Consider the following 16,672-nt stretch of genomic DNA (forward strand, 5'->3'; position numbering starts at 1 on the left):
CGCTATTAATCCCCCAATTTAAATACCTTTTCTAGGGCAATCCATTTTTCTCCATCTTTTGCCCAAGGTAGTTCTTGTTGGTAATTCCACATGAGACTTTCCCATTCTTGTACTTTTGGGTTGTTAGCATCCATTTTAGATTTCTTAACAGGATCAAAAGTTTCATCAACTTCCATAATCATAAACATTCTGTTTCCTGTTAAGTAAATTTCCATATCAACAATACCCGCATCCTTTATGCTTTTTGTTATTTCTGGCCATGCATTTCCTGCTGCATGGTATGCTTTGTATTCAGCTATAAGTTTGGGGTTATCCTTTAAATCACATGAATAACAAAATCTTTTAGTACGCATCATTTTAAAATTTAAGATGTTTTAGTTGCTCTATAAGCGTAAATTCCATAAAGTGCTACAAATAGTAGGCATATCATTGGTAGTATGAATGAAAAATGAATTTCTGTAATCCCACCAGATACAATATCACCAAAAACTTCTTCACCATTTATTGTATCTCCAAAATCCATTATGGCAGCTTGAATTTTAGGTAAAAAAGCACCTCCTACTATAGCCATTATCAATCCAGACGACGCTAGTTTTACTTCTTCTCCCATATCCTTAAGTGCCAGACCATAAATGGTTGGGAACATAATAGACATAAAAACAGAAACTAATACTAAACAAATTAAACTTGTTAATCCAGTTGTCATTATAACTCCAAGACATAAAGCAGCTCCAGCAATAGCAAAATACGTTAGCATTTTTGCCGGGTTTATTTTTTTCATTAAAGCTGTACCTACAAATCTTGTTGATACAAATAGAATCATAGCTGCAATATTCCAAAAAGTACCATCAATTTTGTCAGCTTCATTCGAGCCTTCATTAATATATTCAACTAATTGAAAAATTGCTGTCCAGCACATGATTTGCGCACCAACATAAAACATTTGAGCAATAACTCCGGCTAGATAGGTTTTACTTTTAAAAATTCTATTAACAGATTCTTTAATAGATAAGCTTTCTCCCATAGCCATTGAAGGTATTTTAGTTTTCAAAATTATAAAGAAAACCAAAGCAACAAATAGACCTACGGCTATATAAGGCGTACTAATAATATCTAAATCATATGCCTTTATTTCGGCGGCTTTCTCAGCACCAAGGGCAACAATTTCTGAACTATCGTCATAATCTGCCGATAAAATTCTGTCAAGTACTACAAACTTTGCAATCATCATTCCTGTTAGTGACCCTATAGGGTTAAAGGATTGAGCAAGATTTAATCGTTGTGTAGCAGTTGATGGATCTCCCATTGATAATATAAGAGGATTGGATGTCGTTTCAAGAAACCCAAGTCCACATGTAATAACAAAAAGAGAAATTAAAAAATATGTATAACTTCCTTCAAGTGCCGCTGGGTAGAAAAGTACGGCCCCAATGGCATATAGTGCAAGACCAAGTAAAATACCAGATTTATAGCTAAACTTTCTTATAAAAAGAGCGGCTGGAATAGCCATGACACCATAGCCAAAATAAAATGCAAATTGTACATTATAGGCTTCTTTATTAGAAAGAATCATAACCTTTTTAAAAGCAGCGACCATCGGGTTGGTTAAATCGTTTGCAAATCCCCAAAGTGCAAAGATTGAGGTTGCTGCTATAAATGGAACCAATAGCTCTTTTGGAACCACGGGTATATTCTTAAGTTTGCTCATTATTATCGTTTTTAGTTAATGTATAAATTTATATCTTGGTTAATTGAAAAAGCGGTTGTTTTGTTTTTAATCGCACAACAAATGATTTATTCTGTTAATAAAGACCGATCTAAATGAACATATCCGCCATCAACGGTTATAAATTGCCCAGTAGTATGTGATGATCTTTTAGAAATTGTAAACAAACAAGTATCTGCAATTTCTTGTGGAGTTGTCATTCTATTTTCTAAAGGAATTTTTTTGACGATTGATTTTAATTTTTCTTCACCATTTTCAAGTGTTTTTATCCAATTATCGTAAGCCGGAGTCCAGCTTTCTGCAATAATAATGGCATTAACTCTAATTTGATGTTTAATTAAATCTACAGCCCATTCGCGAGTTAACCCTAGTACACCGCCTTTAGATGCGGCATAACCAGATGTTCCACCTTGTCCTGTTAGCCCAACCTTAGACCCTATGTTGAGAATGTTTCCTTTCGATTTTTTTAATAGAGGCAAAGCATGTTTTACGACTAAAAAATAGCTTACCATGTTAAGCTTTAATGAGTTCATAAAATCTTCGTATGAAGCATCTAGTCCAGCACCATCATTTACTCCTACATTATTAATTACGATATCTATTTTACCATATTTTTCCGAAATAGTATCCATGGCATTTTTAACTTGATCGGGATTGGTAACATCGGTCTGACAAAATAGGGCATCAATACCTCTTTTTTGTAATTTTTCAGCATAACCAAAACCTCTGGCATTTCTATCTATAATGGCAGGTATGGCACCTTCATCTGCTAGTCTTTGTAAAATGGTTTCCCCAATACTGCCTTCAATGCCTGCAGCTCCTGATATAACAACTACTTTTCCTTTTAATCCTAAATCCATTTTTATATTTTTTATTATTTTAAACTATAAAATTTAATAGCATTATTTCCCATAATGGCATTTTGTTCTGTAATACTCATTTTTGCTATAAATTCCGTTATTAATGCTTTTACTCTTTTGTAATTTCCTGCTACTAAACAAACAGGCCAATCTGACCCAAACATAATTCTTTCAGTTCCAAAAACTTCCAAAATTAAATTCATATAGGGATGTATTTGTGCAGGTGTCCATGTATTAAAATCGGCTTCTGTAATCATTCCAGATAATTTACAATATACATTTTTATGTTTTCCAATTTCTTTCATTAAGACAGCCCACCCGTCATAAAAACCATCTTTTATGTAGGGTTTTGCTATGTGATCAATAACAAATTTCTGATTAGGAAATCGTTTTACAAACTCTAAAACAGCTCCTAATTGATGAGGGAACACCAAAATATCATACGTATAGTTGTGTTTTTCTAAAATTGAAATTCCTCTTAAAAAATTAGAACGTAATAAAAAGTTTGAATCTTTTTCACCTTGCACTACGTGTCGAAAGCCTTTTAGTTTTTCGTACGCTTTGTATGTCTCTAAAACGGTTTCCAGATTATCTGCCCTTAAATCAATCCAACCAACAACACCTTTAATAAAATCATTTTTAGAAGCTAAATCTAATAAGAAATCAGTTTCAACGAGTGTTTGATCTGCTTGTACGGCAACACAACCATCAATACCATTCTCAGCGTATACTTCTTTCAAATCACCAGGTATAAAATCTTTACGAATTACAGACATGCTATCGTCAATCCATTCGTGTTTCACTGGTTCATAATTCCAAAAATGCTGATGAGAATCTATGATCATTTTTATGCTGATATTTCTATTTTAATTCCAGTAGTTTTTCGTCTCACTATAAAGGCTTATTAAGTTTTACAAATCCCTTAACGCTTGTTTCATACCATTAGTCATAATGTTCTCTAGATGATTAGTCACTGTATCTAGAAGCCCATCAAATTGTGTTAAATCGGTTCCCCAAAAATCTGTATTGGATAGTGTCGCTTTTGCTATTCCAGCGATGTCTCCAGTTGCCCATTGCGAAGCAAAGAAGTCCAATGCAGATTGATCATCTTTTAAAGTAATAGCCTCATTCTCTCTATACCCCCTATAAAAGGCAATTAAAGAAGCTAGTGAGAACAATAACCTATTTGGCAATTCATTTTTTCTTTTGATGTATTCTAACACCGAAGGCAACACCCTTGTTTTGTATTTTGAAGTTGAATTCAATGAAATACTAATGAGTGCATGCTCCAAATAAGGATTTCTAAAACGATCTAATACATCATTGGAAAATTGATCTAATTCTTCTTTAGAAAGGTCTAAAGTAGGGCAGATTTCCTTAAAAATAGCATCTTTTAAGAAACCACCAACGACATCATCTTCTAAAGACTCACGTACTTTATCAATACCGTATAAATATCCAACAGGAACCAAGGTCGTGTGTGCACCGTTTAAGATTCTTACTTTACGCGTTCTGTAGGGTTCCATATTGTCTGTAAATACAATATTTAAACCACAAACTTCAGCAGGGATTTCTTCTTTTACAGAAGCAGGTCCTTCAATAACCCATAAATGAAATTGCTCACCTTCAACAACCAAATTGTCTTTATAGCCTAATTCTTTAGTAATGGCATCCATTTTATCTCTAGGATATCCAGGAACAATTCTATCGACTAGAGTATTACAGAAAATATTGTCCTCATTAATCCATTCTACAAAAGCATCACCTAAATTCCAGTCGGCAGCATATTTCAGAATAATTCGCTTTAGATTATCGCCGTTTTTGTCGATTAATTCACAGGGAATTACAATCATACCTTTGTCTGAAGCACCACCAAAAGTTTGAAATCTTTTGTATAATAACGCTGTTAATTTTCCAGGATAGCTGGATTGTGGTGCATCTTCTAACCTATCGTTGGAATTATAAGCAATGCCAGCCTCAGTTGTGTTAGAAATTACAAAACGTAAGTCTGGATTTTCGGCATTTGCCAAATATTCCGTGTAGTTTTCGTAAGGATTGATACCTCTTTGAATACAATCGATAATTTCATGTTCACTAATGGCTTGTCCATTTTTTATACCATTCAGATACAATGTGTACAATCCATCTTGATCGTTCAACATTTTAATTAAACCTTGATCAATAGGTTGTACAGCTACAACACCAGCATCAAAGTTTGCTTTTTTATTCATTTCATGAATCATCCAGTTTGCAAAGGCTCTTAAAAAGTTGCCTTCTCCAAATTGTATAATACGCTCCGTATAAGTTTTTACAGTAGCTGTATGTCTATTTAATTCTTGCATTAATTTTTGTTTTTTTAATTGACTGTAAAAAGGTTTTAAGATGACAGTACAATTATGGTATTAAATATGTTTTTCATAATTATAAAGAAACCCCTCGTTTCCAAGGAATAAAATCGTTATTACCATGTAATACTGCCTTTGAAGCCACTTCACCACTGGCGACTTTTATAATGTGATCTAATATTTTTTCACCCATAGATTCAATAGTATCTTCTCCACTAATTACAGTTCCTGCGTTGATATCTATAATATCATTCATTCGTTCATATAAATGCGTGTTACTAGACATTTTCAGAACTGGCGCTATGGGGTTACCAGTAGGTGTTCCCAGTCCTGTTGTAAATACCACAACATTACATCCAGAACCTACTAAACCAGTGGTAGACTCTACATCATTTCCAGGCGTACATAATAAGTTTAAGCCTGGTTTTGTTACTTGCTCGGTATAATCTAAAACTTGAGTTACTGGTGATGTGCCTCCTTTTTTAGCGGCTCCTGCCGATTTCATGGCATCAGTAATTAAACCGTCTTTTATGTTTCCTGGCGAAGGATTATTTTCAAATCCAGATCCTACCGCTACTGCAGCTGAAGAATAAGCCCTCATTAAATCATAGAATTTCTTTGAGTCTTTTCTTGTCTCGCAGCGATTGATGATGTCTTGTTCTACACCATTCAATTCTGGGAATTCAGACAATACAGGGCTTCCCCCCAGTGCTACTAATAAATCGGATGCATAGCCTAAAGCTGGATTCGCAGAAATTCCTGAAAACCCATCTGAACCACCACATTCTAAACCTAGTACTAATTTATTTAGAGGGGCAGGTTGTCTGGTAATTTTATTAGCTTCAATAAGTCCTAAAAATGTGTGTTTAACAGCTTCTTCAATTAATTGACGTTCGCTCTCACTTCTTTGTTGTTCTAAATAGTGAACAGGCTTGTCTAAGTCGGGATTTATAGCATCCAATGCATTTTGAAGCATTTCTATCTGTGCATTCTGGCACCCTAAGCTAAAAATAGTTGCTCCCGCCACATTTGGGTTTGAAATATATCCTGCCAGTAACTTGCATAGTGTTTCAGAATCTTGGCGGATACCACCACAACCACCATCGTGTTTTAAGAATTTAATACCATCTACATTAGGAAAGGTTCGATTTTTTGTCATTTCTTCCTTAGTTGTAATAATAGGGGTATTTAGGATAGTATCTTTTGATGCACCTGCTTTGTATTGTTTGATTAAAGCATCAGTGTCTACGGCAAAATCTTTTTTTGTTTCGTACCCTAATTTTTCAGAAAGGGCTCCTTCTAAAACATCAACGTTTCTGTTTTCACAAAATGTTAATGGAATTACTAACCAATAGTTTCCTGTGCCTACTTTACCATCTTTTCTATGGTACCCATTAAATGTTCTTCCTTCAAATTTTGAAACATCTGGAGCAGACCATGTAAATTTTTCTTTGGAGTCTTGAAATTCAGCAGAGGCATGTTTAACATTATCAACGGTAATGGCACAACCAGCTTGAATGGGTTTTGTGGCTTTCCCGATAAGTACGCCATACATGAAAATTGCGTCACCTACAGCAAAATCATTTAAGGCAAACTTATGTTTTTGTTTTATATTTTCTTTTAAGATAATATCGACACCTTGAATTGTAGTTACAGTTCCTTTTTCAAGAGGTGTAATGGCTACAATAATGTTGTCTTTGGGATCTATTTGTACGTAATTCTTAGACATCTATATTTTTAATTAAAATTTACTGTCGCCTTAATAACGCCAGTTTCTGGATTCAACCAACTATCAAAATGGTTTATCATTTCTGTAAATGGAACAGTGTGTGTAATGAAAGAGTCTGTTGGAAATTGATCTAGAACACTTATTACATGTTCAAAATCTTCTGTAGTAGCATTTCTACTGCACATTAATGTCATTTCTTTAGCATGAACTGCGGGATGTGTATATGTTAATTCACCTTTAGATAAACCTACTAGTACAAACCTACCCCCATGAGCCATATAATTTGGACCAGCTTCTAATGCACCTTTATGGCCAGAAGCATCAAATACTGCGGTTGCCATATCACCATTAGTGATTTCTGAGATTAGCTTTACAGGATCATGACCTACATTTACAGTGTAATCAACACCAATTTTGTCTTTGGCATATTGTAATCGATCATCATTTAAATCTAAAGCAATGACTTTTGCTCCTGCAATTTGAGCTAATTTCATAATGCCAATTCCTATAGGACCACAACCAACAACCACAACAAATTCATCTTTTTTAATGTCTGCTCTTCTAACTGCATGTGCACCAATGGCCAAAGGTTCTACGATAGCCATCTCGTCATTAGAGAGGTTATTTGCAGGAAGTAAAATATTTGTAGGTACGGTTATTTGTTCTTGCATACCACCATCACCGTGTACACCAAGTACTGTAATGTTGGTACAGCAATTTGTTTTACCATTTCTACAAGCAATACATTTGCCACAGCTAACGTAAGGCATGACTACTACTTTATCTCCGACTTTTATTCCTTGAGGATTTTCTCCTATTTCTAAAACTTCAGAAGCTAATTCATGTCCTAAAATTCGTGGGTAAGTAAAAAAGGCTTGATTTCCAGAGTATGCATGTAAATCTGTTCCACATATACCAACTTTATTTATCTGTAATAAAGCTTCATTTTCTTTTCTAACTGGAGCATCTTTTTCTTTTAAAAGAAATTCCCCTGGCTTTTCGCAAACAATGTATTTCATAAAAATCTATATTAAGAATACAAAATTAGACCCATTTTTAAGCTAAATCTACCTCATAGAAGGCATTTTGTGATACTTTAATTGCATTAAAAAAAATATTTAAGCTATTATTGTATAATATAATCAATAAACAACGGTGTGTATGAAACTTCATTTTATAGATAGAAGTGACTTAACAAATAATACATTTAGTGTTACGCATCATAATTACCCATATTTTTTAAAAATTTGGCACCATCATAGAGAATTGGAATTAGTGCTCTCCATAAAAAGTAAAGGCACTCGATTTGTAGGTGATAGCATTCTTAAATTTGATGAGGGGGATTTAGTACTTATAGGTAAAGACTTGCCGCATATGTGGTTGAATGATGACGAGTATTTTGAAGCTTCATCTAAGCTTAAAGCAGAAGCGGTTGCTATTCATTTTAAACAAGATTTTCTTGGAAAGACCTTTTTTGATATTAATGAAATGAAACCAATTTCAGATTTAATAGAAAGATCTAAATATGGTATTAAATTCCTTAATATTAGTCCAGAGTTAGTACATAAAATAAAAACGATTTCCAGTCTTAATGGATTTGATAGAATTATAAGTTTTATTGATGTTTTAAACGATCTGGCACATTGTGAAACCTATGAATTACTAGCGAGTAAAGGGTTTATAAACTCTTTTAATAAAGAAAGTCATAGAAATCTAGATAAAGCTTACGAGTATATCTTTAATAATTTTAAAGAACAGATTACACTTATTGATGTTGCAAAAATAGCTTGTATGAATCCATCATCATTTAGTAGGCTTTTTAAAAAGGTAAATGGTAAATCATTTTCAGAATATTTGAATGAAGTTAGAATTGGCTATGCTTGTAAACTTTTAATGGAGAGAAATAAAAACATTTCTAAAGTATGTTATGAGTCCGGTTTTAATAACATTTCTAATTTTAATAGAAGATTTAAAGCACTTATGTCAATGTCTCCCAAGGTTTACATTCAGCATTATAAGAAAGTGAAGTATTAATATTATTTTAAATAGATAATAAGGCTTCAGAGTTCATAATTTTATAAAAACAAAGAAGAGTACATTTTTGTGTACTCTTCTTTCATAAACAAAAAACTAAATTAAATATATTTGTCGAAATTACTGCAAGGTAATTTCTAATACAAATGCATGATTGCAAGGTTTTTTAGGGGGCATTTGTACATTTAAGCCATCGTCATTATGAGTCCATGTTATTTCAGCATCACTTCCCAGCATAGTCACCTTAGTAACTAAATCTTCCGATTTTTTAATAGATTTAATGCTAACTTTATTGTTTTCAGGCCAGGCCATCATAATAGCATATAGCTTTCCGTCTTTTTGTGTGAAACGAATATCTTGCCCTGTAAATTCTTTATTGTTGCCTTCAGAATGGTGCCCATTATTAACCTCTGTAGGGCCTTCACCAAATACTTTCCAATATTTTGTATCGTATATGGCAGCTCCATTAATTGATAGCCAATCACCAATTTCTAGTAAAATATCTTTTTGTTCATCTGGTATGGTACCATCAGATTTAGGACCAACATTTAATAAAAGGTTCCCGTTTTTTGATACAATATCTACTAAATCGTCAATTAATTGATTTGCCGTTTTAGACTGCCAGTTTGAAACATGGCTCCAAGAGTTTTTACCAATAGAGGTGTCTGTTTGCCAAGGTAGTTTTCTAATACCTGGTAATTTACCTCTTTCTAAATCATAAATAACGGTCCCTTCAGGAAAAGCGTCATGGTCAAAGTTTTTATCTTGTAAAACGACTTCTTTTCCCCATTCAATACCCTTATTGTAGTAATAAGCAGCAATTTTTGGGCGCATATCTTTAAAGTCTGGGATATCTAAATAAAAATCGAACCAAAGAATATCTGGTTGGTAATTATCAATTAAATCAACCGTTCTGTCCCACCATTTTTGCTTAAACTCTTCAGAAACGGGCTCTGTTAAATCTTTTCCTTTTGGAGAGTACAAATCTGCATATTCCGGATCTGTAGTATCAAAATGATCTTTTTTATTGTAAAAAGACCAGTTAAAAGCATAATGAGAAGAAGCTCCCATAATTAAACCTTTACTTCTTCCTTCTTTAAAAAGCTCTCCTAAAACATCGCGTTTTGGTCCCATATCGAAAGCATTCCAACGCGTGGTATTCGATTTGTACATGGCAAATCCGTCATGATGATCGGCTACAGGTACAACATACCTAGCGCCCGATTTTTTAAATAAATCAATCCATTCTGCAGCATTAAATTTTTCACCTTTAAACATGGGTATAAAGTCTTTATATCCGAATGTTTTTTGATCTCCCCATGTTTTTTTATGATGAACATAAGTATCGTTAGGTCCCGTTTTTTGTGGGTTTAATTGTGCGGAGAATGTTGCCGTATCCATATACATGCGTCTTGGGTACCATTCTGACCCATATGCAGGAACAGAATATGCGCCCCAATGTATAAATATTCCAAATTTTTGATTGTTGAACCACGCTGGATCTTTGTAATGCTTCTTTATGGATTCCCAGTTTGGTTGATATAATTGAACAGAGTCTTTAACAATTACTTCTGCTGTCTTTTTATCATTTTTGGATCCACAAGAGGTTAGAAAAACCAGGGAGATTATTAATAATAAATGATTTTGCTTAAAAGCCATAAGGTGTTTTATTTAAAATTTTTTGGTTAGAATTCATATAATCATAAAAAATTATATTGCTAAATTCTCGTTTTATTGGATTTTACGACGTGTCGAATGTTGAAAAAGATATAACAAATGGGTTTTTTAAAGATATGAGTCCTCTAGGTGAGACCAGCTATTGCACATAATGGCAGTGTTTTTCGTACTTTTTGTGTTTTTTGAAATAACCTCTTCTAAGATACTATTAATATGTTATAAATTTTTAATTTTCATTTTTAAGCTGTTTCAAAATAAAACCATTTAGCCATATGTCACCTTTTTCGAGATTTTTAAATGTCATGGTGATGTTTTCTGTTCCATTAGACTTAATAACAGATTTAATATGAAGTGGTTTGCGTTCTCCCGTATTATTATTTAAGTAGTAATTCACAATATGATCATCAGCCGTTTTTATTAATTTACCATGACTGTCGTTAATAATAACCTCAATTTTATTAGCTAGTTTTGTGTCATCTTTTCTATTGTGATGATATGTTTCCAGATGATAATTGCCAGCCTTAAGATTGGATATGGTTAATTTTAAAATTCCTTTTTCGCTATATAAACCATCTGAACCAACAAAGCTCAAATCGCCTAGCATCGCTGAATTATGATGAAACCATTTTATATCGTTGTCATCCGCATTAATGTTGATATGGGCATTGTAGTCAGAAATAACATATTTTAAATCGTTGTCAGAATTGCCAGTCCAAGCATCCCATTCAAATTGAACTAGCTGACTTTCAGCACCAATATCTACTTTTGAAATAGGATAGTTATAAATTGGTTTCGCTGAGTTTTCTAATTCATTTGGGTTGTATGTTTTAGTAGAAATAGAGGCAGTTCCTGACTTTAACCCTTTAGATTTTGCTGTTACAGTAATGGTTCCTGAATTATCATGTGCTCTTACATAAATTGATGCTATACCGTAATATGGTGTCGCCGGATTCGCATCAATGCTCCCATTATCTACTAGTGTACCTGCTCCTGAAATTGAAAATTCAATTTTATTTTTAGCCGAAGTTATTGTTTCCCCATTTTTATCGACAATGTAAGCATGTGCTAACCTTAAATCGGATCCATCTGCATAAAAGGGTTGGTCTGTAATATTAAATTTAATTTCTATGCGATACGGGCTTCCTTGTTTTGTTCTTGAATGTGAAGTGGCTACTTTTCCATGATTATAACCAACAGCTTTTAATTCTCCCTCTTTCCAATTATAATTGAATGTAAATGATGGGTGATTCAAATTTGATTTAATAAGATTATTATCTGGTTTTTGAGAAGCAATCAGCTTATTGTTATGATACAGTTTTACTTCCTGACAATTGCTATAAATCCTAACTTTACCATTAGTTGAAGCCGTTTCATCTCCAATATGAACTATTGGATCTGGTATTAATTCCGATTGATACCAGTAATAAACAGGTTTAGGGGTTCTATAAGCAGATAAGATACCATAAGTAGTCATGTAATCTCTTTGGTTATTATTATCGCCTTTTTGCAAATGGTTGTAATCTGCACCTAACCAGGCAATAGCTGCAATATTGTTTTTACTGGCTTTGTATCTTGAGATATGAAATTGATTTTTCTCAGCATTAGGAGCACTTCCATGTTCCATAACCATGGTAAAAGCAGTTTCAGGAAATTCTGTTCTTCTATAATCCATGGTAGCATGAACATCGGTAATTCCTTCATTTTTAACACCATTCCATGCACTGGAGGCGGAAGCGGTTAACCTAAAAGGATCTTCCTCTTTTGCTACAGTCTGCATTCTGGGAACTGGGCCTCTATGATTTATTCCGGCTCCCCAAAACATAATAGATGGATGATTTCTATGGTTACGAATCATAACTCTGGTAGTGGTATCTAACTTGTCAAACCAGGCTTCATCTCCCCATTCGATCCAAGTAGAAACCTCTTCATAAATAATGATTCCTAACTCATCGCAGGCTTTTATAAAAGCGTCGTCTTGAGTATAGTGCGACAATCTTATAATATTCATCCCCGCATTTTTGTATTGAAGTGCTTCGTTGCGATGAAATGAGTTGGGTACAGCATCTCCAATAACCGGATAGTTCTGATGCCGATTGGCACCTACTAAAAATAAGGGTTCTCCGTTCAAAACGAAACCTTTTCCTTTTTCTAATGAAAAGGTTCTAAACCCAAAAGTGTTCTCTACAAAGTCAACTGGAGTATCGTTATCATATATTACCGAATATACTCTATATAGATATGGAGCATCTGGTGACCACAGATTAAAGTTGTCCTCAATTGTGGAAGTTTGCCTAAATGTATAATTAGTGTTTGGAGCTATATTTACAGAGTTGATCAGTTTTTTTATAACATATCCGTCTGAGTCAATAATATGAGTTTCTATGCGACACTTTTTTAATTCTGAGTTTTCGTTATTAACGGTTGTTTTTATAGAAACAGTCCCATTATTTTTATTAACTGTTGGTGTTGTTATATGAACACCAGCATCAAAATCTTCCCAGTTAAATGTAACGTGTAATTTATTAGAAGTTATTAAAAATAGATCACGATATAACCCTCCAAATTTCACGTAATCCGTTCTGTGGGGATCTGGAGAAATAGTTTTGTTAAATGTGTTATCAGCCTTTATTGCAATAATATTTTCTTTGCCAAACACCACATAATTTGTGATATCGAAATGAAATGGAATATAGCCATTGATAGCATGAGTACCTACATTTTTACCGTTTACCCAGAGTTCTGTTGCATTGTGAACCCCTTCAAATTCAATATATATTTTTTTGGAACTATCGGTATCTATTTTAATCGATTTTCTATACCAACCAATTTTTCTCAAGTAATTTTCTTGTACCCATGATTCTTTAATACTGTCTAATTCATAAGATACAAGCTCCAACGTATGTGGGATTGAAACTTTTTTCCAATTAGAATCATCAAAATCGACACGACCTGGATGTTCATCTGGAGTCCCTAGATAAAACTTCCAACTTGCGTTAATATTAGTTTTTGTTCTGTCTGTATTTAAATAACCCTCAGGTAAACCTTTATTATTTTGGGCTATTAAAAGTATGGTAAAAAAGAAAAAGAAACTAGCTGATTTAAATTTATTCATAGATGGTATACTTTAAAAGGCACTATTGAATTTAGTAGAGGGATCTAAATTATTTAAATTAAAAAAAAACCTTAAGTTTAATTGTTTTTTAATGTATATCAAATGGTTTTTATATTGCCCTTTATTTTATTGCGAAAAGTCATTTGATATATATTATCAGACATATTTAATGATTATTCGATAAGATAATGCGTAGATTTAATTTTTTATGTTTGAGTGTAACTATGTTTATAAAAGCCAAAAAGATGTTTGAAAAAAAATCGATTACAATAATATTATTTTTATTTATTTTATCCTGTAAAGGGTATAAGCAAGGTCGTTCAGAGCCTCAAAAATTATGGAGTCAGGTTGTTGCATCCGATAATTCAGTACCCATTGCAAGGCATGAGGCTGCTTTTGTAAATGTAGGAGATAAATTTTATTTGCTAGGAGGACGAGGTATAAGGTCAGTTAGTATTTTTAATACTAAAACTCAAAAATGGACTTTAGGAAAAAAACCACCCATAGAATTTCATCATTTTCAACCTGTTGTTTATCAGGAGAACATATATATTATCGGTGCGTTAACGGGCAAATATCCTGCAGAAACACCAGTAGAGCATGTCTATATTTACAACACAGATAATGACACTTGGGTAAAAGGCGATCCGATTCCTAAAGATCGGTTAAGAGGCTCTACAGGAAACATTATTAAAGAAGAAGTGGTTTATATATCGTGCGGGATTAGTAATGGCCATATAAGTGGACATAAAAAAGGGTTAGACAGTTATAATATAAAGACAGGAACATGGCAGGTACTTCCAGATGCACCAAGAGCAAGAGATCATTTTCAAGCCGTAGAAAATGATGATAAAATTTATGTGCTTGCTGGGCGATTATCAAAAGCACCAGACGCTACATTTAATGAGACCATTGCAGAGGTAGATGTTTATGACATAAAGAAGAAAACGTGGACAACCTTAAAAAAAGGGATTCCAACCGAACGTGCTGGGAATATAGCTTTGCTATACAATGATGATGTTTTGGTAATTGGAGGAGAATCCATAAATCAGGTAACAGCGCACAGTGAGGTTGAAGCTTTAAATACTAAAAATTATACATGGAGAAATTATCCTTCTTTAGTACAAGGGAGGCATGGTACCGGAGCTGTATTATTTAATAATGAAATATACATTGCTTCGGGTTGTGGGAATAGGGGAGGTTCTCCGGAGTTAAATACCATGGAAAAATATTAAAATACTTTTAATGAAAAAATCTATTAAAATAGCTGCAATATTGATTGTTTTAGTTTTTATGAGTTGTAAAACAAAAAACGAAGACATCACAAAAAAAACAGAGAAACCCAATGTGATTTTAGTGATCACAGACGATCAAGGCTATGGTGATATTGGAGCTCATGGAAATAAAATTATTAAAACCCCAAATATTGATGATTTTTATAATGAAAGTTACCACTTAACAGATTTCCATGTTAATCCTACCTGTGCTCCAACCCGTTCTGGCTTAATGACTGGTCGATTTGCAAATAGTACAGGTGTTTGGCATACAGTAGGAGGTAGGTCTTTACTAAGAGAAGATGAAAAAACAGTTGCGGATATGTTTACAGAAAATGGATACATAACTGGTGCTTTTGGTAAGTGGCACATGGGCGATAATTATCCGTTTAGAGCTCATGACCGTGGTTTTCAAGAAACCGTTATGCATTATGGTGGTGGCGTACAACAAACACCAGATTATTGGGGTAATGACTATTTTGATGACACCTATTTTAAAAATGGAAAACCGGTTAAGTATAAAGGGTATTGTACCGATGTGTTTTTCGAGGAGGCTATTAAGTTTATTCAAACGAATAAAGAAGCCCCATTTTTTTGTTACATCTCAACGAATGCTCCTCATGGACCTTATAATGTTCCTGTGAACTATTATAATATGTATAAAGACTTAAGTGATGATCTTTTAGCGGATACCCAAAAACGTTTTTATGGGATGATTACTAACGTTGATGATAATTTTGGAAAACTAAGAAGGACTTTAAACGAATTAAATATTGCCGATAATACGATTTTAATTTTCATGACCGATAATGGTACATCATCGGGGTATTATAATAAAAAAGGAAAGATTACAGGTTATAATGCAGGAATGAGAGGTGTTAAAGGCAGCGAGTATGAAGGAGGACACAGAGTCCCGTTTTTCATTCATTGGAAAAATGGAAATATTAATGCATCTAAGGATATTAATGAATTAACTGCCCAAATAGATATTTTACCAACATTAGCAGAGTTATGCAATTTAAAATTGCCTAAAGGGCATTTAGAAATCCATGGGCAAAGTTTAGTTTCAGTGTTAAAGGGGGTTGAGAGTTTAAATGATAGAATGTTAATTACAGATTCGCAACGTTTGGAGGTTCCTAAAAAATGGAAAAATGCTTCAGTGATGCAAAATAAATGGCGATTAATTAATGGAACAGAACTTTATAATTTAGAGCAGGATAAAGGGCAAGTAAATGATGTTGCTTCTCAATATCCAGAAAGAGTAAAAGCAATGCGCCATTTTTATGAAGAATGGTGGGCGCGCATTTCCGGTAAATTTGATGAACAGATCTTCTTTAAAATTGGAATCGAGGAAGAAAACCCTATAACCTTAACAGCCCATGATGTGCATTCTGCTAAAGAAGATTACCCTTGGAATCAAATTCAAATTAGAAAAGGAAAAGTAGGATCTGGCTATTGGAGTATCGATGTAAAACAAGAAGGCGATTATGAGATTTCTTTAAGAAGATATCCCGTGGAATCAGGTTTATCTATAAATGCAACAACACCAAAAGTAACTACAGAACAACTTCCAGGATTACAGTTTGATATCCCAGAAGGCGCTAACTTAAATTTTACTAATGCTTCCATTAAGATAGGAGACCATATCAGTGAACATGTAAAGATTTCAGATACTGATAAATCGGCAGATTTTAAAGTGCATTTAAAATCAGGGAAAACAAAGTTAATAGCAAGTTTTACGAATTCTGAAGGAGAAGAAAATGTAGCTTATTATGCCTATGTCAAAAAACTATAAAACTAAGAACGATAACACTTAAAAGTTTTATTTTGATTATGGGTTTAGCAAAGACCTGTCAGGTTTTCAAAACATAAGTGTTCGGAAGAGCAAAGTTCATTGACATATTTTCATACATTA

General features: G+C 33.5%; 12 protein-coding genes. 3 read left to right on the forward strand and 9 right to left on the reverse strand.

Features of this window, described 5'->3' with window-relative positions; genetic code table 11:
- Positions 1-5: 5 nt before the first annotated feature.
- The 7 genes from Q4Q34_RS12035 to Q4Q34_RS12065 all read right to left on the reverse strand — a co-directional run bounded on the left by Q4Q34_RS12035 (position 6) and on the right by Q4Q34_RS12065 (position 7,679).
- Positions 6-353: an L-rhamnose mutarotase gene (locus Q4Q34_RS12035; protein ID WP_303318426.1), complete on the reverse strand. Its 348-nt coding sequence runs from the start codon at positions 351-353 to the stop codon at positions 6-8.
- 11 nt (positions 354-364) lie between these two features.
- On the reverse strand, positions 365-1,708 hold the full coding sequence (fucP, locus tag Q4Q34_RS12040; protein WP_303318059.1) for an L-fucose:H+ symporter permease: 1,344 nt from the start codon (positions 1,706-1,708) through the stop codon (positions 365-367).
- Positions 1,709-1,794: 86 nt separating this feature from the next.
- The gene (locus Q4Q34_RS12045) at positions 1,795-2,586 is read right to left on the reverse strand and encodes an SDR family oxidoreductase (RefSeq protein WP_303318058.1); all 792 of its coding nucleotides are present in this window, start codon (positions 2,584-2,586) and stop codon (positions 1,795-1,797) included.
- Between the two features lie 14 nt (positions 2,587-2,600).
- On the reverse strand, positions 2,601-3,431 hold the full coding sequence (locus Q4Q34_RS12050; RefSeq protein WP_303318057.1) for an amidohydrolase family protein: 831 nt from the start codon (positions 3,429-3,431) through the stop codon (positions 2,601-2,603).
- 66 nt (positions 3,432-3,497) lie between these two features.
- A complete protein-coding gene (locus tag Q4Q34_RS12055) occupies positions 3,498-4,928 on the reverse strand; it encodes a tagaturonate reductase (protein WP_303318056.1) in 1,431 nt (476 codons plus the stop codon).
- A gap of 79 nt (positions 4,929-5,007) precedes the next feature.
- Positions 5,008-6,660 carry a UxaA family hydrolase gene (locus Q4Q34_RS12060; RefSeq protein ID WP_303318055.1) on the reverse strand — a complete coding sequence of 551 codons (1,653 nt, stop codon included), beginning with the start codon at positions 6,658-6,660 and terminating at the stop codon, positions 5,008-5,010.
- 8 nt (positions 6,661-6,668) lie between these two features.
- Entirely contained in the window at positions 6,669-7,679 is a 1,011-nt protein-coding gene (locus Q4Q34_RS12065) for a zinc-binding alcohol dehydrogenase family protein (RefSeq protein WP_303318054.1), read from the reverse strand.
- A 142-nt stretch (positions 7,680-7,821) separates the two neighbouring features.
- Here Q4Q34_RS12065 and Q4Q34_RS12070 point away from each other — a divergent pair, with 142 nt between their 5' ends.
- Entirely contained in the window at positions 7,822-8,694 is an 873-nt protein-coding gene (locus Q4Q34_RS12070; protein ID WP_303318053.1) for an AraC family transcriptional regulator, read from the forward strand.
- Between the two features lie 120 nt (positions 8,695-8,814).
- Here Q4Q34_RS12070 and Q4Q34_RS12075 read toward each other — a convergent pair whose 3' ends face one another.
- Together Q4Q34_RS12075 and Q4Q34_RS12080 are read right to left on the reverse strand one after the other, a co-directional pair.
- Complete coding sequence (locus tag Q4Q34_RS12075; RefSeq protein WP_303318052.1) at positions 8,815-10,353, reverse strand: alpha-L-fucosidase; 1,539 nt, start codon at positions 10,351-10,353, stop codon at positions 8,815-8,817.
- 244 nt (positions 10,354-10,597) lie between these two features.
- Positions 10,598-13,483, reverse strand: a complete 2,886-nt coding sequence (locus tag Q4Q34_RS12080; RefSeq protein WP_303318051.1) for a glycoside hydrolase family 2 protein — start codon at positions 13,481-13,483, stop codon at positions 10,598-10,600.
- Between the two features lie 245 nt (positions 13,484-13,728).
- On the opposite strand from Q4Q34_RS12080, the gene Q4Q34_RS12085 reads away from it, so the two are divergent.
- On the forward strand, positions 13,729-14,718 hold the full coding sequence (locus tag Q4Q34_RS12085) for a Kelch repeat-containing protein (RefSeq protein ID WP_303318050.1): 990 nt from the start codon (positions 13,729-13,731) through the stop codon (positions 14,716-14,718).
- Between the two features lie 10 nt (positions 14,719-14,728).
- Positions 14,729-16,552 carry an arylsulfatase gene (locus tag Q4Q34_RS12090; RefSeq protein ID WP_303318049.1) on the forward strand — a complete coding sequence of 608 codons (1,824 nt, stop codon included), beginning with the start codon at positions 14,729-14,731 and terminating at the stop codon, positions 16,550-16,552.
- Positions 16,553-16,672: the final 120 nt, after the last annotated feature.

The sequence above is a fragment of the Flavivirga abyssicola genome, assembly GCF_030540775.2.
Classification (GTDB): Bacteria; Bacteroidota; Bacteroidia; order Flavobacteriales; family Flavobacteriaceae; genus Flavivirga; species Flavivirga abyssicola.

What these genes read in the sequence shown, in the direction of transcription:
- Q4Q34_RS12035 (WP_303318426.1), bottom strand. Translation starts at nt 353, where the DNA reads ATGCGTACTAAAAGATTTTGTTATTCATGTGATTTAAAGGATAACCCC.
- fucP (WP_303318059.1), bottom strand. Translation starts at nt 1,708, where the DNA reads ATGAGCAAACTTAAGAATATACCCGTGGTTCCAAAAGAGCTATTGGTT.
- Q4Q34_RS12045 (WP_303318058.1), bottom strand. Translation starts at nt 2,586, where the DNA reads ATGGATTTAGGATTAAAAGGAAAAGTAGTTGTTATATCAGGAGCTGCA.
- Q4Q34_RS12050 (WP_303318057.1), bottom strand. Translation starts at nt 3,431, where the DNA reads ATGATCATAGATTCTCATCAGCATTTTTGGAATTATGAACCAGTGAAA.
- Q4Q34_RS12055 (WP_303318056.1), bottom strand. Translation starts at nt 4,928, where the DNA reads ATGCAAGAATTAAATAGACATACAGCTACTGTAAAAACTTATACGGAG.
- Q4Q34_RS12060 (WP_303318055.1), bottom strand. Translation starts at nt 6,660, where the DNA reads ATGTCTAAGAATTACGTACAAATAGATCCCAAAGACAACATTATTGTA.
- Q4Q34_RS12065 (WP_303318054.1), bottom strand. Translation starts at nt 7,679, where the DNA reads ATGAAATACATTGTTTGCGAAAAGCCAGGGGAATTTCTTTTAAAAGAA.
- Q4Q34_RS12070 (WP_303318053.1), top strand. Translation starts at nt 7,822, where the DNA reads ATGAAACTTCATTTTATAGATAGAAGTGACTTAACAAATAATACATTT.
- Q4Q34_RS12075 (WP_303318052.1), bottom strand. Translation starts at nt 10,353, where the DNA reads ATGGCTTTTAAGCAAAATCATTTATTATTAATAATCTCCCTGGTTTTT.
- Q4Q34_RS12080 (WP_303318051.1), bottom strand. Translation starts at nt 13,483, where the DNA reads ATGAATAAATTTAAATCAGCTAGTTTCTTTTTCTTTTTTACCATACTT.
- Q4Q34_RS12085 (WP_303318050.1), top strand. Translation starts at nt 13,729, where the DNA reads ATGTTTGAAAAAAAATCGATTACAATAATATTATTTTTATTTATTTTA.
- Q4Q34_RS12090 (WP_303318049.1), top strand. Translation starts at nt 14,729, where the DNA reads ATGAAAAAATCTATTAAAATAGCTGCAATATTGATTGTTTTAGTTTTT.